Here is a 22,665-nt window from a genome sequence, read left to right as displayed (position 1 = left end):
TCAAAGAGAAAGAAGCTTTGTTCATCCCATCTTTTTTTTCGACAGGTTGTTTTCGATCTTCGGAGAGGGCATGCCGTCATTCCTCGGGGTAATTATTTTTTACGGAAGGTATCTTTCAATAATTGCTGGAGAATTAAATTGAGAATCGAAATAATCACTGCAGCCAGAATTGCCGTCCCGAAACTTTCAATGATAAAAGAACTTCCGATAAGTGCCTGTGCGATCATCAATGTAATGGCATTTATAACAAATAAAAAGAGACCAAGAGTAACAATCGTGATAGGCAGTGTGAGAATAACTAAAAAGGGCTTAATGATGACATTTAAAATGGATAACATTAAGCTGGCCAGCAAAGCTGTGCCGAAGCCTTCCACGATAAACCCATTAAAGATCTGGGCCACCGCTATAATCGCGATGGCATTAATGACAATCGAAATGAGCCAGTTTTTAAGCATATCTGAATACCCCCTGCCCTTATATTGATACATGTTTTGGATGTTCACCTGAATGATCAGCGACCTGTCGTCAGTGGCTGAACTTTAATGCTTCCTGTTTTTGTCTCTGCTTCAATATGATGATACTGTTCAACATTTGAACTGGTTTGAAAGCGCATACTCTTTCTTAGTACATCCTGATTATTTTGGATCATTTTTGCCACTGGAAGATGGCATTGAACACTTCCTATGTTTGTTTTTAATTCCCCGTCAATGGCTTTGTTTTCAGGCAAATATAAATGAATAGACCCGGCTGTTGTTTTAAAAAAACCTGTATGCCCTTTTTCACCGTTCCAGTAGCAGCGAATCATGCCATTAATGGTCTGCGTCTCAACTTTTCCAAAATCTCCGTCCAGGTGAATCGAACCATTCATCGTCTCTACTTCACACTCATCGCACACAATTTTTTCAAGTCGAACGGATCCATTTGCCGATTCGACTTCCCAGTCCTTTCCTTCCATCTGATACAAATGAATTTTTCCATTAGATGTTTTCACTTTTGCCTTATCGACTGATAAACCTTCAAACTTGACCGTTCCGTTAAATAGACGGGCATGAAGATCGGTATAAACATTATCTGGAACATAAACCTGTAAATCCAGCTTTATTTTTTTCGTCTGGGAACGAAGGGTGAGCCTGCCGTCATTGGTATGGACGCGAAAATCCCGCATCATTTTTTCCTTTGCTTCCTGTTCATTTTCTACCTGGTATACCCTGGCATTACATTCAACACGTACATCTTTTTCATCCCATACCTGGAGTGTGACACTTCCATTTTCAATGTCCAGATCGACTTCATCCAGTGAAACATCGGAATACTGGTAAATATGTGAAACATGATAATAGGTTCCAAAATTGAAGTCAAGATCAGCATGTTTGACTTTTTTGATGGTATCTTCAACGAAGTTTAAAAGCTTATTTTTAAAAGATTTGGTATCTGATGAGTGCTGTTCATCTGTGAATGTGTTTTGATTTTCCCAGTCTACTTCTGTTGAAATGGCACTGGAAGACTGATCCGTTTGTTGCTTGTTTTTTTCCAGTGACTCCAGTAAATCTGCTGCCTCGTCCGCAGAAATTAAGCCTTCTTCAACCATTTTTAAAATGCGTTTTCTTTCATCGTTCATCAAACCGTCTCCTTTCTCTTTCCCATACATATTTTATCCTTAATGGCTGATGGCCAAACTTGATTCATTCATATACGGATTGAATACGGACAGTGTTTCATCTTTGCCGAAACAGAAACGCGATCACTCAAAACAAAGAGGCTTATTTGGCTTATGAAATTTCAATAATTCAGCCCTTGCGTTATGCAAGGGCTTGCCTTTCTGCTCATCAGTTATCAAAATTCCAGATATAAAAACGTTCATAACGCATACGCTTGCGGAATTCATCTTCACCGGAATGATCAGAAGCTTCTTCCATTCGCTTAATCATGGCTTCAGCCTGAGAACGGTGGGCTTGAATAGCCTGAACTTTTTTATCAAATATGGGTTCGGTATCAATGACGATATCTGGTTTTCCAAGTGCTTCGATTCGATTATTGGAAATGGCCTGTGCCCATAATATCGGACGATTTCCCGGCTCCATACGTCTGACGGCTTCGACTGCCGCTGCTCCAAGAGCATTATGATCCGGGTGTACCGCATAACCAGGGTAATGCGTGATCACAAGGGATGGCTGAATGTTCGCCAGATAGGATCTCAAGTGTTCAGCGATTCCATCCCGGTCTTCAAATTCAAGGGTTTTATCCCGATAACCGAGCATGATCACCTCAATGTCCAGCACTTTAGCCACATCCATCAGTTCTTTTTTACGTACTTCTGAAAGGGTCTCCCGATTTGCAAATAAAGGGCTTCCCATATTTCGCCCCATCTCCCCCAGGGTACCGCACAAATAAGTGACCGGTACACCGGCTTCCCGAAATCTGGTTATCGTACCCGCTGCCCCAAAGGATTCATCATCCGGGTGGGGATAAATGACAACCACATGTTTATGTTCTTTATAGTCCATCGTAATCTCCTTCCCTGTTATACAGACATCAATTTTATAATCTATTATTCCATCGTTAATGCGTGATATTTTATTTGAATGGCTTTTCACTGATTTCCAGTGCTACCATCAGCCGGCCTGCGTCGTCATGTCCGGCCATTAACAGACGTCCCTGCCCATCCACTTCCCAGTGGGTCAGTCCTTCTGCATAAATCCAGCCCAGGTCCATCTTTAATCCTACCCGGTAAAATCCATCTTCTCCTGCAATTCTGGCCCGGGAAAATGTCACTTTTGCATTACGAATATAGGCACCGACGTTGTAAGACTTTTGATTAAAATGACGGGCGTAGGCTCCATTTGTAGTTTCGAGGTGAATGTATACATCTTTATTAACGAATGATTCGAATGTTTTTTGCACATCTTTCATCTGAATTGGTTTCATCCCTTTATACCCCTCTCACGTACCCTTTGTCTTTTTTTACCTTATCGAATTCAACACGGAACGTCAACGAATATACTTCATAGAAACAGGAGTAACGATATTGATGTAAATAGCCCCCGGGCAAAATAATTCGTGCCCCGGGGGTTCAGGATGATCTTGAATGTAGTACGAATAAAACATTTCTTATGAAGATATTTTCGTTTCGATTTTTTTAGCCATCCGCTTACGATCCCGATCCAGAATAGGTTTGAGATAATGACCGGTGTAGGAACCCTTTATTGCTGCTACTTCTTCAGGTGTTCCCGTTGCTATAATCTGACCGCCCCCGTCTCCGCCTTCCGGACCAAGATCAATGATGTGATCAGCCGTTTTAATGACATCTAGATTATGTTCAATGATCAATACTGTATCCCCATGATCGACCAGACGTTGTAGAACATTTAATAGACGAGAAATGTCATCTACATGCAGGCCGGTAGTTGGCTCATCCAAAATGTACAGGGAACGACCATTAGAACGACGGTGAAGCTCACTGGCCAGCTTCACCCGTTGAGCTTCCCCTCCAGACAGGGTTGTGGCCGGCTGACCCAGCTTAATGTAGCCCAGTCCCACATCATAAATGGTCTGCAGTTTCCGTTTAATCTTTGGAATGTTTTCAAAAAACTCCAGGGCTTCTTCAATGGTCATATCCAGAATATCCGCGATATTTTTTCCTTTATATTTCACTTCTAATGTTTCCCGGTTGTATCGTTTTCCATGACACACTTCACATGGAACATAAACATCCGGCAGGAAGTGCATTTCAATTTTGATTATTCCGTCACCCCGGCAGGCCTCACACCGGCCACCCTTAACGTTGAAACTAAAACGACCTTTTTTGTACCCCCGTATTTTCGCTTCATTGGTGCGGGCAAACACGTCCCGGATGTCGTCAAAAACACCTGTATATGTCGCTGGATTGGAACGGGGAGTCCGGCCAATTGGGGACTGGTCAATATCGATCACTTTTTCCAGATGTTCCATGCCACGGATTTCATCGTGTTTTCCCGGTTTTGCTTTTCCACGATGAAGTTTCTGAGACAGAGATTTAAATAATATTTCATTGACTAATGTACTTTTCCCTGAGCCGGATACCCCTGTTACAACCGTAAATATTCCAAGGGGAATTTTTACATTCACATTCTTTAAATTATTTTCCTGAGCGCCAATAATTTCTAAATAGCGGCCATCAGGTTCGCGTCGCTTTTCAGGGAGAGCAATAAACTTTCTTCCAGATAAATATTGGCCCGTTAAGGAGTTTGGATCATTCATTACTTTTTCCGGGGGACCGCTCGAGACGATTTCTCCTCCGTGGGCTCCGGCACCGGGGCCTATGTCGATGAGCCAGTCTGCCGCCAGCATCGTATCTTCATCATGTTCCACTACGATTAATGTATTGTCCAGATCCCGCATCTGCTTCAGTGTTTGAATCAAACGGTCGTTATCCCGCTGGTGGAGGCCGATAGAAGGCTCATCCAGCACATACAGAACACCGGTTAAGGCTGCACCGATCTGGGTAGCCAGACGGATCCGCTGGGCTTCCCCTCCGGACAGTGTGCCGGCAGAACGGGAAAGGGTCAAATAATCCAGTCCTACATTTACTAAAAAGGTAAGCCGGCCCCGAATTTCCTTCAGAATCAACCGGGCGATGTTTTCTTCTTTTTCCGTTAAGGTCAGGGAGCTGAAAAACTTCAGTGCTTCTGTTACGGAAAAATCGGTAATTTCCCCGATATGTTTGCCGTTAATTAAAACCGCCAGAGTTCCTTCCTTTAGTCGATATCCATTACAGGCCGGACATGGCTTCTGGGCCATATACTTTTCCATCTGTTCCCGGATATAATCGGATGTCGTTTCCCGGTAGCGGCGGGCTACATTATGGATGACTCCTTCAAAGTAGATATAGTTTTCCCGCACCTGACCCCGGTCATTTTCATAGCGGAACAATATTTTCTCCTTGCCGCTTCCATACAAAATTTTATCCAGCTGCTGTTTGGACAGCTCTTTTATCGGGATATCCATGTCTATACCATAATGGAGACAGACGCTTTCCAGAAGCTGCGGATAATACTGAGAGCTGTTCGGCTCCCATGGTGCTATCGCATGTTCCCTCAGCGTCCGGTTCCAGTCTGGAATCACTAAATCTAGATCCACCTCCAGCTGGGTTCCGAGCCCGTCACAGCGTTCACAGGCGCCATAAGGGCTGTTGAAGGAAAACATCCTGGGCTCCAGTTCTTCAATGGAAAACCCGCAGATCGGACAGGCGTGATTTTCACTGAACAGCAATTCTTCATCACCGATTATGTCGACTAAGACTTTTCCTTCCCCAAGTTTCAGAGCATTCTCGAGAGAGTCGGTCAAACGGGATGCGATGCCATCTTTCACGATAATCCGGTCAATGACCACCTCAATGGAGTGCTTCTTGTTTTTTTCCAGCTTGATTTCTTCTGAAACTTCCCGCATTTCTCCATCTACCCGGAGACGTACATATCCTTCTTTTTTCAGCTGCTCCAGAACTTTGGTGTGCTCCCCTTTACGCCCGGAAACAACGGGTGCCAATATTTGCAGTTTCGTCCGCTCCGGATATTCCAGGATGCGGTCCACCATCTGCTGGACTGTCTGGGACGAAATTTCAATCCCGTGCTTTGGACAGGTCGGGCGGCCAATTCTCGCATAAAGAAGGCGCAGGTAGTCATAAATTTCCGTTACCGTTCCTACCGTAGAACGGGGATTTCGGCTCGTCGTTTTCTGGTCAATGGAGATGGCCGGAGACAGACCTTCAATGGCATCCACATCCGGTTTATCCATCTGGCCCAGAAACTGACGGGCATAGGCAGACAGGGATTCCACATAACGGCGCTGTCCCTCCGCATAAATCGTGTCAAAAGCAAGAGAAGATTTCCCCGATCCCGATAAACCGGTCAGCACAACAAATTGATTTTTCGGTATTTCAAGGTCAATATTTTTCAGGTTATGGGCACGTGCACCCTTGATATTAATCGTTTTCATCGCCATTTTTTCATCATCCTTCCGCTTTGAGTTCCAGAATAATGTCCCGTAGTTCAGCGGCCTTTTCAAAATTCAGCTCCCTGGCAGCCTGTTTCATTTCTTTTTCGAGGTCCTCAATCATCTTCTCTTTCTCGGTTTTGCTCAATGCTTTCAGATTTTTACCTTCTTCATACGTTTCTTCCTCTTCAGCTACCATTGTTGCCCGAATAACGTCACGAATTTCCTTCTTTATCGTTTTAGGTTCAATGCCGTGATCCTCGTTAAACGCCATCTGTTTGGCACGTCGCCGATTCGTTTCATCAATGGCCACCCGCATGGAATCTGTGATTTTGTCTGCATACATGATGACTTCCCCATTCTGATTTCGGGCAGCCCGGCCGATGGTCTGGATAAGTGAACGCTCCGAGCGTAAAAACCCTTCCTTATCCGCATCGAGAATAGCAACGAGGGACACTTCCGGAATGTCGAGACCTTCCCGCAACAGGTTGATGCCCACGAGAACATCATATTTGCCGAGACGGAGATCCCGAATGATTTCTATCCGCTCCAGAGTTTTAATTTCCGAATGCAGGTAAGCAACCTTCAGCCCTACGTCTTTCAGGTAATCCGTTAAATCCTCGGCCATTTTAATGGTTAACGTCGTCACGAGAACCCGTTCACCTCGCTCTTTCCGCTTCTGGATTTCACCAATCAGATCGTCAATCTGTCCGTCAATCGGGCGCACATCAATTTTTGGATCAAGCAAACCTGTTGGCCGGATAATTTGCTCGGTCATTTTTGGTGTGTGCTCCAGCTCGTATGGACCCGGCGTTGCTGAAACATAGATAATCTGATTGATATGTTTTTCAAATTCTTCAAACTTCAGCGGCCGGTTATCCAGAGCGGATGGAAGCCTAAAGCCGTGTTCCACCAGTGTTTCTTTCCGGGCTCTGTCCCCGTTATACATTCCCCTGATCTGGGGCAGGGTGACATGGGACTCATCCACCACAATCAGAAAATCATCCGGGAAATAATCCAGGAGTGTGTAGGGTGTAGAACCCGGTTCCCGGAATGTCAGATGACGGGAGTAGTTCTCAATTCCTGAACAGAACCCCATTTCCCGCATCATTTCCAGATCGTATTTGGTCCGCTGTTCCAGGCGTTGAGCTTCCAGCAATTTGTTCTGGGATCGGAGTTCTTTCAGGCGCTCTTCCAGTTCTTTTTCAATATTCACGATGGCCCGTTTAAGTTTTTCTTCCCGGGTGACGAAGTGGGAAGCCGGGAAGATGGCTGCATGTTCCCGATCTCCGATAATTTCTCCTGTCAGAGCGTCTACTTCCCGGATCCGGTCTATCTCATCTCCGAAAAATTCAACCCGGATACAATGCTCTTCCCTGGACGCCGGAATAATTTCCACCGAATCGCCCCGAACCCGGAACGTTCCCCGCTGAAAATCGATGTCATTACGGGTATACTGAATATCCACCAGATCCCTGAGGAGCTGGTCCCGGTCTTTCTGCATTCCCGGACGGAGGGAAACAACCAGATCCCGGTACTCCTCCGGGGAACCCAATCCGTAAATACAGGATACACTCGCCACAATGATCACATCCCGGCGTTCAAACAACGCCGATGTGGCCGAGTGCCTTAATTTATCAATTTCATCATTAATGCTCGCGTCTTTCTCAATATACGTATCCGTCTGAGGCACATAGGCCTCCGGCTGATAATAGTCATAGTAGCTGACGAAATACTCTACTGCATTATCTGGAAAAAATTCCTTAAACTCACTGTATAATTGCCCGGCAAGGGTCTTGTTATGGGCAATGACTAGGGTCGGTTTATTAACCTCTTTAATGACATTGGAAATGGTGAACGTTTTCCCGGTGCCTGTTGCACCGAGCAGCGTCTGATGCTTTTTTCCCTGGTTAAGACCATCCACAAGCTCCCGAATCGCTTTTGGCTGATCCCCCCGGGGTTCATATTGCGATACCAGTTCAAAGCGATTTTCCACGGCTGAACCTCCATTCCGGATTTTTGCTAACTCTATTTTAACACAAACACGAACAAACATTCGATTTTTTTACATAGACATTCTCTATTCATAAGAATATTTCTTTTACAGCGTTTTTGCAAAACGTGTGGATCGGTTTGAAATGGAATTATGGCTTCGATCTACAAAACAACCATTTTCAGACCATTCGTTTTAATGGTAAACTACTCATGAAATGCAGGCAGGTTCCATTGAATTCTATGCCTCAACAATTGAATTTAGAGGAAATTAATCTGTCAGGTCTCTATCCGTTTTCTTCCCGTATGTCTAAGAAAAAAAGATATGGTATAATTGTTATGTATATTTATTTATATATACGTATATTTAAACAAATGCAGATGGGGTGCAGTCGGTGGATGCTCTTGATATTTTAATGAACCTTAAAAATACACGTCCTTATTATCAACCGATTATCAGCGCTGATAGTCACAATATTTATGGCTATGAAGTGCTTGGCAGGATTAAAACAGAGCAAGGCGTCAAGAGCCTCGGCTCTTTCTTCCATGACAGCCATGTTCCCAATGAATATAAGCGTGAAGTGGATGAACATCTGGTAAAAATCGCTCTGGAGGAATTTCTTAGCCATAATCAAGACGCAGCTTTATTTTTGAATATCAATCCTAATATCATAATGGAAGACACCGGGGAGCGGTTTGTCCGCATGCTTTCCTCTTATCAGGATCAGGGACTTAGGCTAGATCAGATTGTTATAGAAATAACTGAACATGAATATCGTGGAGATATTTCGAGACTGGCCCATTTGATCCGTTACCTGCAGACGCTCGGAATAAAAATTGCTTTAGACGACGTTGCGAAAGGATCAAGTAATCTTGACCGGATTGGAATACTTGAGCCTGATTTATTCAAAATTGATATCCATTCGCTAAATTATAATGAAAAGACTATTTCTCATCATGGCGTCCTCTATTCCTTATCGCATCTTGCCAGAAAAATCGGCGCCGATTTGATATTTCAAGGAATCGAAACCGTCCATCAACTTCATGATTCCCTGAGGCAGCACGGTCGCTATTTTCAGGGTTACTTTCTGGCCGGGCCAGAGCGATCTTTTCTTCCGGTGGATCATTTCAAAGACCGTTTTCGTGAAGCAGTACATCAATTTATTCTTCATGAACGCACAAAAATTCAAAGGCGCTATAACCTGGCAAATGAGCTAAATAATCGAATTCACCTGGCATTGAAAGAAACAAAAAAGCAAACGAATCTTGACAACTGGATGGTAGCCATCGCCCATCAAATCAGTGATTGTTGCTTTCGAATCTATATCTGTGATCAGGATGGATTCCAACAGACATCCAACGGTGTCCTGCAAAAGGATAAGTGGGTTCTTCATTCGGAGTATAAGGGAAAAAACTGGAGCTGGCGCCCATACTTTATGGAAAACATTTTCCGGATGAATGACGAGCAGAAAGGTATTCTGTCAGACATTTACAGTGATATAGAAACAGGTGAACTGATTCGGACCTTTTCCTACCCATTAAATACCCGGCTATATCTTTTTATGGATCTGCCCCACTCTTTTTTATATGAACATGATATCATTGCCTGGTAGAGGAGAGCTGCTGTCAATCGGGAATCGGGCGTTTCTCATATAAGAAACAGGGGGGAACATTAAGCCTTCCTCTTCGCATTTCTGTAATTAGTAAAACCGATTACTTATCCTCCCTAAATGGAAATCTGTTTGCACTTTATTCAGATGTCCATCACATGTAAAATGAAAGGAGTTATGAACAGGCCCCATTCTGTTCAGTCTTACTTGAACAAAACGGGGCTCTAATCAATTTTATTTAAATAGATATCGACTTTTATCCTTCACCTGTATGACTCATATCACTGCTCATTAGGCTTTCTTCCTGAACCGAATACAATTTAAACTTTGGCTTTTCCTTCACAAATATTAAACCAAGTTCATGGTGTTCCCCTTCATACATCGCCCGCTGCACAAAACGAGGTTCCCCTTCCAGGTTTAGAACTTCCAGTTTGATATAGGTTCGATTTTTTTGCAGGGCCTGATAAAATTCATGTTCATTTGTGACTGGAATCTGGTTAACTTTCATGATCTTCTCTCCGACCATCAGCCCCATATCGTCTGCTGGAGAACCTGGCATGACACCCAGGATAGGGAGGCTGTCTAATTCAGGGCTAAATACTGGTACTTTTTCCAGATCAGCAAAACGGATCCATAGATGAATCAAAAGTTTTCCCAGAATGGCAGTGACCGCTGCAACCGGAACAAGAAAGGAAAAATAGAAACTTGCGTAAGCCACCGCCCCAAGAAAAACGGAAAGGATCAACAGCCAGTTCCCGTGTTTTCTGGCTCCTTCATCAGCAAAACTGCCCTGAAAAGTTTGCTCAAAACCAATGAGTAATGGCACAAGCATCAAGCTGATCCCCTGTCCTTCAACGGGAAAGAGTGGCCACCAGTCCCATGTCAGTTCCAGACGGCCCGATGGGACTGGAACAAGAACAGGCACAACACTTAATTTCCGTACGAGATGCTGGCCGACAAATTTCCCCCGCTTTCCCTTGATCAGCTTTGGGAAGGTTTCATTCCGCTTGACCCTTCTTGCCAGCAGTCCTTCTACCGCAAGCAGTAAAACCATGAAAAGAATTAATAGCTGCTGACTGATCTTTTCCCACTCGGTAAGCCAGAGAGCATCAGAAGGAATCAGGTTAAAAGAGGAGATGATCCAGACTACCAGGATACTCAGGCCAAAAAGATAAGCAGGCGATAAAAACAGACGTCCTGCTATGGATAATAAAATGGTAACAAGTGATATGAAAAGGAGAAACGAAAATGGCAATACTCCCCCGGCCAGAATTAATCCTGCCGAAAGAATGACACCCGCTGTTAGTCCAGTTGCCAGGGTGCCCTTCCATTCAAACCCGATCGGAAACACACGTATACCAAAGGTTTTACGTTCCTGCTTAATTCGAATAAATGAGGCAATCATGGTAACGATAACAGCCCAGTATAAGAGTGGCTGACCCAAAAGCCAGAGAAGCCCTTTTCCGATTTCCATAAGCCAGATTTCAATCATGCTGTCCCCTCCGTATATCATACCAATCCATTTCTTGTTATTTTTTGCAGGTTTTGATGAAAAGCTTTAGATGTATTCATTCGATAAACGATCGGGAATCTCCTTCTATAGATCAGGAACTTCATAATCTGATCAAACAGCTATACTTGAATTCCTTTCCCTGACGGCTGGATTGCAAACCGTAAACACAGGAAGCTTCAAAAGCCTTGATGTTTATAAGTAAAAAACCGCGGAAAACCGCGGTTTGTTCAGCTGTTTATTGAAACAGTACCTCCAGAGCCTTTTTCAGCTGACGGTCATTTTCTTCACTGCGGACTGCTTCGACGATTTGTTGTTCAAGTACAGATGCCGTTCGATTATCAATTTGACCCGTCACCTGTAGCCCTTGATCCTGTTGAAATGCCTTTACTGCCTGCTCGGTTTTATCGTCAAAATATCCGTCTGTCCTTCCAGGATCATATCCAATTCCCTTTAACATCAGCTGAGCACTGGCAATCTGATCTCCTGTCATGTCAGATGATAAAGATTCTTCCACTTGAATGGGATTGGCATAAAAGAATTCCGGTTGTTCAACAGGGACAGTCGGCTCTATCCCCTTTTCATGAATCCAGTTTCCTTCCGGGGTCAGCCATTTATAAATCGTCAGCTTAATATCACTGCCGTCTCCCATCGGAATCGCCTGCTGAACTGTTCCTTTCCCGAATGTTTTCGTTCCGACAAGCGGATAATCTCCTGCTTCATTCATAGCTGCCGCTAAAATTTCTGAAGCGGAAGCACTGCCTTCATCAATTAAAACCGCAATTGGATAATCCTTTCCTTCGTTCAGATCAGAATAGTAAGGAACTTTTTCACCATCCCTCTTTTCGATCTGTACATAAGGATCATCTTTGGTAATAAAATGGCCGAGAATATTTTCTACCGAAGTAAACAGGCCGCCTGGATTCCCACGGACGTCGATGACTAATCCGTCAATTTGTTCCTCTTCTTCAAGCTTTTTTAAAGCACTGGAAAAATCAGCAGCTGTGTTTTCGGAAAAGGATGTGATTTCGATAATCCCCGCTGTTTGACCGTTCACCTCTTTTATGCTGGTGTACACGGTTTCGATTGGAATGGTATCCCTGATCACTTCAACTTCCAGAAGTTCTTCTGTTCCCGGACGTTTAATGGTTAAGGTGACAGGTGTTCCCTTTTCACCGCGTATTTTTAAAACGGCATCATATAAATCCATTCCTTCAATATTTTCCCCGTCTACTTCTATGATCTGGTCGTTCGGTTTCAGGCCGGCTTTTTCTGCGGGTGAATCTTTAATAGGGGCTACAATCGTTACCCTTCCGTCCACTATACTGACTTCAGCCCCAATTCCTTCAAAGGAAGATTCGATGGCATCATTAAACTGCTCTACGGTTTCCTTATCCATGTATACACTGTATGGATCGTCCAGGGTGTCAAGCATTCCCTGAATGGCACCTTCAATCAGTTCCTCTTCTTTGACATCCTCAACATAATTGTTTTGAATTATGCTGTAGGCCTGCAGAACTTTTGAAAAAGCCCCCATCTGACGGTAATCTTCAATCAGTTCCAATTTCTCTTCTTCTGAAGGCTGGCTATTATCCTGGGATCTGTTATCGCCATCCTCATCAATCTGATCATTTTCTTCCGTTTCCTGATCAGCCGAATCTGCCTTTTCTACGATTTGCGTGCCAGCATAAGCCATTCCTGCCCCAAATAGCATCGCAACGAAAAATAAAATGGCAACATTTCTGCCTTTCATATACATCCTTTTCACCTCTGATTGATTTCTGTCATCTAATTTCTCTTTTTCCTTTATCGATTCCTTCATAAACTGGCGCAAAAAGGCATCACACCGAATTGTGCGATGCCTTTAAACTTAATATATGAAAAAATAAACATAAACATGTTTTCCCTTAGAAATTAATGTATTGCCGGGGATTGACCGCGTTTCGTTTATCATATGTCCAGGAGCCTTTATGTATTTCAAAATGAAGATGAGGTCCTGTTGAATGGCCTGTATTCCCCATATATCCCAGGCGCTGCCCCTTCTGGACAAACTGGCCGTCACTTACTTCACGATTTTCCAGGTGAGCATAAACGGTGGTGTAGACTTGACCGTCTATAGTATGTGCAAGAAAAACAACATTTCCGTAGGACGATGAATAGTAAGATTTTATAACATAACCGCTATAGGCCGCCACGACCGGTACATTGGTTCCCCGGCGTCCGATATCAATGCCATAATGATAACTACCCCATCTCGGGCCAAAGCTAGAAGTAACCGGACCCTGAGCTGGTCTCATAAAGATGCCGTTTCCCTGACTCTGACTCTGGTTTAATTGTTCCAGCTCGTCTTTCTTCTGCTCTAACATCTTTTTCCATCTTTTTCAAAGTAGCTTCAGTTTGCTGCAAAATAGCTTCCTGTTCCTCAAGGGACATGACATACTCTCTTAATTCCTGCTCTTCACTTTGCAATTCGGCCATTAACCGTTCCTTTTCACCCCGCTGATTTTGCAGCTGGGTTCGTAAATTTTCGAGGTCCTCTTTTTGAGCGACCAATTTGTCTTTTTTATCCTCAAGTTCGGCTTCCGCCTGTTCAAGTGATTCTTTTTCAGCGGTATGCTTGTCCATAATTCGTTTATCCTGGTTCATAATTTTTGTAACAGCTGTCGTACGGTCCAGAAAGTCTCCAAAAGTCTTTGCTCCCATTACCACTTCTAAGTAACTGATCGAACCACCATTTCTTTGAATCGTTCTTAAGCGGTCTTTAAGAAGTTCTTCCCGTACAGCAATCCGCTCTTTTAAATCTTCAATTTCTTTCTGTAACTTTTTGATCTCTTCTTCTGTCTGATGAATGTCGTCTTCTTTGGTCCGAATTTTAGCACTGGTATCAGAAATTTTTACATCGATATCCCTGATCTGGGCATTGATTTGATTTTGCCTGGACTTGTTATCGGCAATTTTTTCCTCCGTCTGGGATACTTCACTATTGATGCTGCTCTGTTTCTTATCTACTTCATTCTGCCTATCCTTTATTTTTTCAATTTCGTTCTGAATTTGTTCTTTTGTATTTGCAAAAATTTTATGTTGTTGTTGAGAGACCATACCAGTAAGAATTAATAGAGTAATAGTTAATATGGGCACAAACCTGTTCTTCACGCCAGCAACTCCTTCCCCCTACAATTTGGTTGATCTATCGTTAAGGATTCAAAGCTTATACCTTTAAAAACTTTCTGACACTCATCACGCTTCCCCATACCCCAATGAATGCTCCGATGGCCAGCAATAAAAATGAAAGCTGAAAAGCAAATGGATGATAAGGCAACAACTCCACAAACGGGAACTGAATACGGTCCTGCAAGTTTTCATAAAGGTAGTAATACCCGCCCAATATCAGAGCAATTGGCAGAATGGAACCTAAGATTCCCATGAGCAGCCCTTCAATAAAGAAAGGCCAGCGAATAAAACTGTTGGTTGCACCAACCAGTTTCATAATTCCAATTTCTTTGCTGCGGGCCATAATGGTAATTTTGATCGTATTGGAGACAAGAAATGCCGCTGTCAGGACTAGTGCGATAATAAAGCCCAGCCCGACATATCGCGCATACTGATTGAATTCAAACAGTTTGCGGATCACGTCTTCGGCATAGACGACCTCGCCAACATTGTCAAATTTCATGATTTGTTCGGCTACTTTAAAGGTATCTATTGGGTCTTCTGTTTTAACGATAAAGGCATCATTTAGAGGGTTGTCCTGTTCAAACAGCTCGAAGGCCTCCCCTTCTTCACCCATGCTTTCAATCAGCTGCTTCAATTCTTCTTCCTTTGATGAAAATTGAAGCATAGAAACCTGTGGAATATTTCTAATCTCATTTTCCAGTTTGTTAATATCCGTTTCCTTTGCGGTTAAGTCGATTAATACTTTGATTTCCACATCTTCTTCGACATTTTCTGCAACCTGATTTAGATTCAGCATCAGGACCAGGAACAAACCGACAAGAATCAATGTTGTTGTCACAGCACCTACTGAGGCCAGTGTCATCCAGCCGTTCCGGATAATATTTTTTCCGCCTTCACGGAAATGGCGGCCGATTGTCCTAACTTTCATAGCCGTATTCACCCCGAAGCTCGTCACGCACAATTCGACCACTTTCGATGGCAATGACGCGTTTTTTCAATGTGTTTACTATTTCCTTGCTGTGAGTAGCCATGACAACGGTTGTTCCCCTGGAATTGATTTCTTCTAATATGCGCACAATATCCCATGAAGTATCGGGGTCAAGGTTTCCGGTAGGCTCGTCCGCGATGACAAGGCCTGGACGATTGACAATAGCCCGAGCAATAGATATTCGCTGCTGTTCCCCGCCCGACAGTTCATTCGGCAAAAAACGCGCTTTGTTTTTTAATTTGACAAGGTCCAGAACTTCCATTACTTTACGGCGGATTTTCTTCGGTGATTCCTCAATGACTTCAAGAGCAAATGCAATATTTTCATAGACTGTCAGTTTTGGAAGGAGTTTAAAATCCTGGAATACAACGCCGACGTTGCGGCGGAGATAAGGAACTTTTCGTTCCTTTAGTGTGGCTAGATCTACTCCATTCATGACGACAGAGCCTTTGGAAGGCTTTTCTTCACGATACATCAATTTTATAAACGTGGATTTTCCGGCTCCACTTGGCCCTACCACATAGACAAATTCACCTTTATGAATGCTTACATTAATCCCATTTAACGCTGTAACACCATTAGGATACTTTTTATGTACGCCTTTCATCTCGATCATAGAACAATACCCACCTATATCTCTATTATGATGTTCTTTCATGCTGTCAAAAAAACGAAAAAAATGACATAATTTGATAATTATTATCATAACATAAGTCGCAATCTATTTCTTCACGAATTTAGACATTTTCAGAAAAAATCTGCAAATTCAATTCCTTTATATTATAACATTTATACGACATTTCTTTTAGACACAAAAATATTACAAATATGTTTCATAAAAACAAGTGACGGTCACTTCCCGAATATTGTCAAAAAATAATCTTAATGTGATCAAGGGATATCCCTTGATCACCCATTCAACAGGTGCCAGACACCAAAAAAATCCCGGGTATCTGCAAATGCAGATACCCGGGATTTTAACATCACAAAAACGTGTTATTGTTTGGCGGCCAGCCATTCAGCGACGGTATTGGCATCATCATCGCTGATGTTAACGGCTTGCATGTTACCCATACCATTTTTAATAATGTTTACAATTTCTTCCTTAGAGTACTTTCCGCCAATTTGGCGCAAGTCTGGTCCAGCTCCACCAGACAGATCAGCACCATGACACATAGAGCAGTTATTGTTGTAAATTTCTTCAGCTGCTGCTGTATCTACAGTGCCTTCTCCATTGTCTGCTGGCTCTTCAGTATCTGCACCATTGTCAGCGGTGTCCCCATTATCACCATTATCGGCATTATCATCACCGCCGCCACAGGCTGCCAGCACTAGAGCTGATCCAAAGAGTAAAGCCATTAATTTCTTCTTCATTTTGTGGCCCCCCAATTACAGAATTTATAGTGCTTATTATGCACTATTCAAGGATATTATATCCTATTCAGGTTGAATTAAAACCCTCGCCAAGAACCTCTGCCGCTGTCATAGCTACTACAAATGCTTTAGGATCAATGTTTTTCACGATTTGTGTCAATTTCGTGAATTCATTCTTATCTACTACACACATAATGACATTTCGGGATTCGTTGGTGTAACCACCTACCCCACTTAGTACTGTAACTCCCCGATCCACATCGGTTAATATGGCCTTTTGGACTTCTTCAACGTAATCCGTTATAATCATGACATTTTTCGATGTGTTGAAACCGACCTGAACCAGATCGATGGTTTTGCTTGTTACAAATAATCCGATGAGTGCATATAAAGCCTGTTCAATATTAAAAACAAAGGCAGAAGTGGTGACAATCGCACCGTCAATAATGGCAATGCATAAGCCCAGTGACAGGTTGGTGAATTTATGCAGAATCTGGGCGGCTACATCAATTCCCCCGGTGGATGCACGTCCCTTAAAAACCACACCCAGGCCAATGCCGACACCCATTCCGCCAAAAATGGAAGCGAGCAGGGGATTGAATGTAGCCGGAGCAAAATCTTTTGTCAAATAAACAAAAAACGGCAAAGCAATGGTGCCAATAAATGATTTCAGACCAAAGTTAGCCCCTAAAATCACAATTCCTGCAATAAATAAAGGGATATTCAAGCCGGCCTGTACAAATGCAGGTTCCCAACCAAACACATCTTTTGTAATGGTACTGATCCCCGCAACACCACCGGAAGCGATATCGTTGGGCAACAAAAATAAGTTGAAAGCAAAAGCGATAAAAAAGGAGCCTAAAATGACATAAACGTATTCAAGGGCTATTCGCATTTTTTTGGGCATTGGTTCTCGTCTGTATTTTTTCATCATGATGGATGAGCACCTCTTTATATGAATATCTTCTCCAATTTTCCCGGCCATCACTCGTCATGGTGATCTCCAGTGAACATGCTGGAGCTGAAATCAGGCATCTTTTTTAACCGTAATGGAATATATCACACAAGCTGAGATGTGTAAATGAGAGCCCGATAACGCATTAGCACGTTGAAGGATAGAGGATAAATGGAGAGAAATCCGCATGGAAAGGATGATTATTTGTCCGAGGAGAAATCAAAAAAAAAGAAAGAGGTGCCGCCATTTAGATTCTTCGTTCGTGTAATTTCTGGTATGCAGCCCCCAGCAAAAAAACGCCCAGCATGCTTATGTAGGCCAGAATATGGATCACTGTTCCATGATCGACATCAAAAAGGAGTCCCGATATTTTTGTGCCCATCCAGATAAATCCCTGAATGTACAGCTGTGAAAATAAAGCCAGGGGTAAATTTCTGCTTTCATCACTTAGTAAAATAAACTGCCAGATAAAAATAATCAGGGAAATCCCCCATAAACTGTTTGTGAAGAGACATCGTTTGATCGCACGTTTCTGTCCGGCACACTTCATTCCCACCCAGAACCAGAATACTCCCATCAACATCTGACTGATCAATGGAGGGAATATGACATACACGTTCACCCATCCGTATACCAGAGGAAGGATCAGCCACATCATTTCTTCCTTCAATCGAGCCATGTTCTTCACCGCCTTTTGTCTACATAACATTTCTATTTTACCATGATTCAGACATATATCGTGGGGTATTTCCCGAGTAGGGAAACGTAACCTTGAAGGTTCAGGTATAAAAAAAGCACATGGCTGATTTTAGCTGCCATGTGCACTAATATTCGAGCAGAATATAAATAACCTGAAGTGACATTTATTGAAGTTTTGATCGTAAATACGCATCGATAAACGGATCGATTTCTCCGTCCATAACCGCCTGGACATTTCCTATCTCCACATTGGTGCGGTGATCTTTGACCATAGAGTAAGGATGGAAGACATAGGAGCGGATCTGGCTGCCCCATCCAATTTCTTTTTGTTCACCGCGAATCTCATTCAGTTCCTGTTGCTGGCGTTCAATTTCTAGCTGGTACAATTTTGCCTTTAACATTTTCATGGCTTTTTCCCGGTTTTTGATCTGTGAACGCTCCGATTGACAGGTCACAACCGTGTTTGTCGGCAGATGGGTGATCCGCACAGCCGAATCGGTTGTATTGACGTGCTGTCCCCCGGCACCGCTAGATCGATACGTATCAATTTTTATTTCATCCGGTTTCACTTCGATCTCGACTTCATTGTTGAATTCAGGCATCACTTCGCAGGATACGAAGGATGTATGGCGGCGTCCGGATGAATCAAATGGAGAAATCCGAACAAGGCGGTGAACGCCTTTTTCTGCTTTTAAATAGCCATAGGCATTGTGGCCTTTAATCAAAAGGGTGACGCTTTTTACACCTGCTTCATCCCCCGGCAGATAATCAAGGGTCTCCACTTTAAATCCTTTACGTTCAGCCCAGCGGGTGTACATGCGCAGAAGCATGCTCGCCCAGTCCTGTGATTCCGTTCCCCCTGCGCCGGGGTGTAGCTCGAGAATGGCATTGTTTTTATCATAAGGTTCACTAAGCATAATTTGTAGTTCAAATTCATTTAAGGCCTTTGTCAGATCTTTGACTTCTTCTTCTAGTTCCTGGCGAAGTTCAGGGTCGTCCTCTTCTTTGATCAGTTCAAACGTTGCCTCGATGTTTTCCAGAGCCTCTTGATTGTTTTCAAAGGATTGTACTAAATCCTTTAGCGCGTTATTCTCGTTTATAATCGTCTGTGCACGGTCCTGATCGTCCCAGAAATCCGGTGCAGACATTTTTTCTTCCAGTTCTGCAATTCGTTCTTTTTTCTCGGTTAAGTCAAAGAGACCCCCTAAAATCGGCTAATCGCGCAGCCATTTTTTCGATTTCCTGCTTAATTTCAATCAATTCCATTACGACCACCTCTTCAAAATTGTTCTTTAGTATGATTTCAGTAAATATATATCATAAATGACCGGGTATGGTAAACAGGGGTCGGGTGTCAGGCACCTGTCGACAGTGGTTTGACGTAAAAATGTGCGCTGAACCCTCGACAAATAAAGATTCCTTATTCGGATAATTTTTGAAGGTGTCAGACACCATTTGTTTTAGGCTCCGCAGCAGTGTTTATATTTTTTGCCGCTACCGCACGGACATGGATCATTCCGTCCAATGTCCTGTTTCTTTACATACGGCTTCCGTTTTTTCTGCTGGTTTCCTCCGCCGCCGGTTACAGCTTTAGCCCCTTTTGCCACTTCCTGTCGCTCTAAATTTTCACGGATTTGTGCTTTCATCACATAGCGGGACACCTCTTCTTCGATGGAAGCAACCATCTGTTCGAACATCGCAAACCCTTCCATCTGGTACTCACGCAGGGGATCGGTCTGTCCATAAGCCCGGAGATGAATTCCCTGACGCAGTTGATCCATCTGGTCAATGTGGTCCATCCATTTCGTATCGACTGTACGAAGTAAAATCACTTTTTCAAACTCCCGCATTTGTTCAGGTGAGAGTTCCTGTTCTTTCTCATCATATTTTTTCTTTACTCTTTCCATGATGAATGCTGTCATCTCTTCAGGCTCTTTTCCTTTCAGCCCGTCTACCGTTAAATCTTCCTTTTCCAGCAGATTGGCGTGAATATAATCCGCAATGGATTCGAGATCCCAGTCTTCCTGGATTTCTTCTTGTGTATGGGTTTCAACGACACGTTCAACAGTCGATTGAATCATGCCCTCAATAATTTCCCGCAGATTATCGGAATCGAGCACCTCAAAACGCTGTTTATATATAATTTCGCGCTGCTGGCGTAACACATCGTCATAAGCGAGCAATGTTTTACGGGCATCATAGTTGTTTCCTTCTACCCGCTTCTGTGCCGATTCCACAGCCCGGGAAACCATCTTGCTCTCAATCGGCTGACTGTCATCCATACCAAGTTTATCCATCATATTCCGCATATTATCAGAACCAAATCGGCGCATCAGTTCATCCTCAAGGGACAGATAAAACCTGGATAAACCCGGGTCTCCCTGACGTCCGGAACGACCTCGGAGCTGGTTATCAATTCGGCGGGATTCATGACGTTCGGTACCGATCACTGCCAGGCCGCCGAGTTCTTTTACTCCTTCACCGAGCTTGATGTCCGTACCCCGTCCGGCCATATTTGTAGCAATCGTAACCGCACCCTTTTGCCCGGCTTCTGCAATAATTTCTGCCTCACGAAAATGATTTTTTGCGTTCAATACATTATGTTTAATTCCCTCTTTTTTCAAAAGCTTCGAAATTAATTCTGACGTCTCAACCGCAACTGTGCCAACGAGAACCGGCTGGCCTTTCTGATGACGTTCTTTTATATCCTGGATAACCGCTCGAAACTTTCCTTCCATGGTTTTATAAATGGCATCTGGTTTGTCTTCCCGAATCACCGGCTTATTCGTCGGAATGACAATAACATTCATGTTATAAATGCTCTGGAACTCTTCTTCTTCCGTTTTTGCCGTACCGGTCATCCCTGCCAGTTTTTCATACATGCGGAAATAGTTCTGGAACGTAATCGTTGCCAGCGTCATGCTTTCTTTCTGGATTTGCAGACCCTCTTTCGCTTCAATCGCCTGGTGCAGTCCGTCACTGTACCGGCGTCCCTTCATAAGCCGGCCAGTAAACTGGTCTACGATGACGACTTCCCCATCCTGAACGACATAATCCGTATCTTTTTTCATCACCACATGAGCTTTCAAGGCCTGATTAATATGGTGGGTCAAAGACACGTTGGACAAATCATAGAGATTTTCCACACTGAAAAATTGTTCCGCTTTATTGATACCTTCTTCAGTCAATTGTACATTTTTTGTCTTTTCATCATAGGTAAAATCTTCATCCTGTTTCAAACGGCGTACAAACAGATCAGCCTGCACATACAAATCAGCCGATTTTCGCGCTGATCCTGAAATGATTAATGGTGTACGGGCCTCATCAATTAATATGGAGTCGACCTCATCAATAATGGCAAAATGAAGGGGACGTTGAACCATTTGTTCTTTGTAAAGCACCATGTTATCACGTAAATAGTCAAAGCCGAACTCATTGTTTGTACCATACGTAATATCAGCTGCATAGGCTTCCCGTTTTTCTTCCTTGGACATGCCATTGACATTTAATCCAACCGTCAGCCCAAGAAATTCATACAGTTGACCCATTTCCTTTGCGTCACGGTCAGCCAGGTATTCATTTACTGTAACTATATGAACACCTTTTCCGGTCAGGGCATTTAAATAGGCTGGCATGGTGGATGCCAGAGTTTTACCCTCACCGGTTTTCATCTCAGCAATATTTCCTTCGTGCAGGGCAATGGCACCAAGAAGCTGTACGTAGTACGGACGCATATGCAAAACTCGTTTTGCTCCTTCGCGAACGACCGCATAAGCTTCTACCAAAAGGTCATCAAGGGTTTCCCCCTGCTCAAAACGCTGTTTAAATTCTTCCGTTTTTCCCCGAAGCTCTTCATCTGATAACTTTTCCATCTCCGGTTCCAGTGCTTCAATTTCATCTGCTATTCTTTCAAGCTTTTTCAATTCCCTTGTATTACCATCACCAAATACTTTCTTCAATAATCCAAGCATATTCGTATGCACCTCTATTTAAAATCATCCATTTGTATAGAATAACCCAAAAATAATCATAACACTAAAGGAACGGGACTGACAACCAATCTATTACAAGAAAAACCAGCCGATGAGCGTCATGACAGCCTTTTCATGCTGGGAATTTTTTCAATGTGCCCGTTTCACTCTGTCAATTTCTCCACATTCCGAACACAGTTCCACGAAGAAAATCCTTTTGAATATAAAACTGATTTTCCTGTTCTGGATCCTGCCGGAGAATTTTCTAGAATGCCACATCTTTTAACTGGCCGCGTCACCGGAAGGCTTGAACCGTCTGGCAAAAAAAAACTTAAACGGCACAACTAACACAATAAATTAGTTGTGCCTTTTCCATTTCTCTTCAATAGTGTTTAAATATTCATTTGGCTCTTTTTTGAATCTTC

Annotated in this window: 18 protein-coding genes; 1 reads left to right on the top strand and 17 read right to left on the bottom strand. The window is 43.2% G+C overall.

Annotated features, from left to right (window positions below):
• Positions 1 to 92: 92 nt before the first annotated feature.
• From EDD68_RS12540 to uvrB, 6 genes are all read right to left on the bottom strand, one after another.
• Complete coding sequence (locus tag EDD68_RS12540; RefSeq protein WP_132372636.1) at positions 93 to 455, bottom strand: phage holin family protein; 363 nt, start codon at positions 453 to 455, stop codon at positions 93 to 95.
• Between the two features lie 56 nt (positions 456 to 511).
• Entirely contained in the window at positions 512 to 1,618 is a 1,107-nt protein-coding gene (locus EDD68_RS12535) for a DUF4097 family beta strand repeat-containing protein (protein WP_165902178.1), read from the bottom strand.
• Positions 1,619 to 1,826: 208 nt separating this feature from the next.
• The gene (gene bshB2 / locus EDD68_RS12530; protein ID WP_132372634.1) at positions 1,827 to 2,504 is read right to left on the bottom strand and encodes a bacillithiol biosynthesis deacetylase BshB2; all 678 of its coding nucleotides are present in this window, start codon (positions 2,502 to 2,504) and stop codon (positions 1,827 to 1,829) included.
• 70 nt (positions 2,505 to 2,574) lie between these two features.
• On the bottom strand, positions 2,575 to 2,925 hold the full coding sequence (locus EDD68_RS12525; RefSeq protein ID WP_132372633.1) for a YojF family protein: 351 nt from the start codon (positions 2,923 to 2,925) through the stop codon (positions 2,575 to 2,577).
• Positions 2,926 to 3,108: 183 nt separating this feature from the next.
• A complete protein-coding gene (gene uvrA / locus EDD68_RS12520) occupies positions 3,109 to 5,976 on the bottom strand; it encodes an excinuclease ABC subunit UvrA (protein WP_132372673.1) in 2,868 nt (955 codons plus the stop codon).
• A gap of 7 nt (positions 5,977 to 5,983) precedes the next feature.
• Entirely contained in the window at positions 5,984 to 7,963 is a 1,980-nt protein-coding gene (gene uvrB, locus EDD68_RS12515) for an excinuclease ABC subunit UvrB (RefSeq protein ID WP_132372632.1), read from the bottom strand.
• 391 nt (positions 7,964 to 8,354) lie between these two features.
• Here uvrB and EDD68_RS12510 point away from each other — a divergent pair, with 391 nt between their 5' ends.
• Positions 8,355 to 9,572: an EAL domain-containing protein gene (locus EDD68_RS12510; protein WP_132372631.1), complete on the top strand. Its 1,218-nt coding sequence runs from the start codon at positions 8,355 to 8,357 to the stop codon at positions 9,570 to 9,572.
• Positions 9,573 to 9,825: 253 nt separating this feature from the next.
• On the opposite strand, the gene EDD68_RS12505 is transcribed toward EDD68_RS12510, so the two are convergent.
• The 11 genes from EDD68_RS12505 to secA form a co-directional block, all read right to left on the bottom strand.
• A complete protein-coding gene (locus tag EDD68_RS12505) occupies positions 9,826 to 11,061 on the bottom strand; it encodes a PDZ domain-containing protein (protein WP_132372630.1) in 1,236 nt (411 codons plus the stop codon).
• 256 nt (positions 11,062 to 11,317) lie between these two features.
• Positions 11,318 to 12,832: a S41 family peptidase gene (locus tag EDD68_RS12500; RefSeq protein WP_132372672.1), complete on the bottom strand. Its 1,515-nt coding sequence runs from the start codon at positions 12,830 to 12,832 to the stop codon at positions 11,318 to 11,320.
• 154 nt (positions 12,833 to 12,986) lie between these two features.
• Complete coding sequence (locus tag EDD68_RS12495; RefSeq protein WP_165902177.1) at positions 12,987 to 13,376, bottom strand: M23 family metallopeptidase; 390 nt, start codon at positions 13,374 to 13,376, stop codon at positions 12,987 to 12,989.
• Positions 13,345 to 14,232 (bottom strand): coiled-coil domain-containing protein, encoded by an 888-nt coding sequence (locus tag EDD68_RS12490; protein WP_132372628.1) that lies wholly within the window; start codon positions 14,230 to 14,232, stop codon positions 13,345 to 13,347. The genes EDD68_RS12495 and EDD68_RS12490 overlap by 32 nt, the downstream gene beginning before the upstream one ends.
• A gap of 55 nt (positions 14,233 to 14,287) precedes the next feature.
• On the bottom strand, positions 14,288 to 15,181 hold the full coding sequence (gene ftsX, locus EDD68_RS12485; RefSeq protein ID WP_132372627.1) for a permease-like cell division protein FtsX: 894 nt from the start codon (positions 15,179 to 15,181) through the stop codon (positions 14,288 to 14,290).
• Entirely contained in the window at positions 15,171 to 15,857 is a 687-nt protein-coding gene (gene ftsE, locus EDD68_RS12480) for a cell division ATP-binding protein FtsE (protein WP_132372626.1), read from the bottom strand. Before ftsE ends, ftsX begins: the two co-directional genes overlap by 11 nt.
• Positions 15,858 to 16,237: 380 nt before the next feature.
• Positions 16,238 to 16,615: a cytochrome c551 gene (gene cccB / locus EDD68_RS12475; RefSeq protein WP_132372625.1), complete on the bottom strand. Its 378-nt coding sequence runs from the start codon at positions 16,613 to 16,615 to the stop codon at positions 16,238 to 16,240.
• Positions 16,616 to 16,682: 67 nt separating this feature from the next.
• Positions 16,683 to 17,546, bottom strand: a complete 864-nt coding sequence (locus tag EDD68_RS12470) for a YitT family protein (protein ID WP_132372624.1) — start codon at positions 17,544 to 17,546, stop codon at positions 16,683 to 16,685.
• A gap of 271 nt (positions 17,547 to 17,817) precedes the next feature.
• Positions 17,818 to 18,249, bottom strand: coding sequence for a hypothetical protein (locus tag EDD68_RS12465; RefSeq protein WP_132372623.1), 432 nt, complete (start codon positions 18,247 to 18,249; stop codon positions 17,818 to 17,820).
• A 184-nt stretch (positions 18,250 to 18,433) separates the two neighbouring features.
• Positions 18,434 to 19,535 (bottom strand): peptide chain release factor 2 gene (gene prfB, locus EDD68_RS12460; protein ID WP_132372622.1). Its coding sequence is split into 2 segments (ribosomal slippage): positions 18,434 to 19,462 and positions 19,464 to 19,535, totalling 1,101 coding nucleotides; the frame shifts between segments, so codons are not numbered across the junction.
• A gap of 194 nt (positions 19,536 to 19,729) precedes the next feature.
• Positions 19,730 to 22,240 carry a preprotein translocase subunit SecA gene (gene secA, locus EDD68_RS12455; RefSeq protein ID WP_132372621.1) on the bottom strand — a complete coding sequence of 837 codons (2,511 nt, stop codon included), beginning with the start codon at positions 22,238 to 22,240 and terminating at the stop codon, positions 19,730 to 19,732.
• Positions 22,241 to 22,665 lie beyond the last annotated feature (425 nt).

This window comes from Melghiribacillus thermohalophilus, assembly GCF_004342905.1.
Lineage (GTDB): Bacteria > Bacillota > Bacilli > Bacillales > Alkalibacillaceae > Melghiribacillus > Melghiribacillus thermohalophilus.
This window is presented reverse-complemented; position numbering and strand designations above follow the sequence as displayed.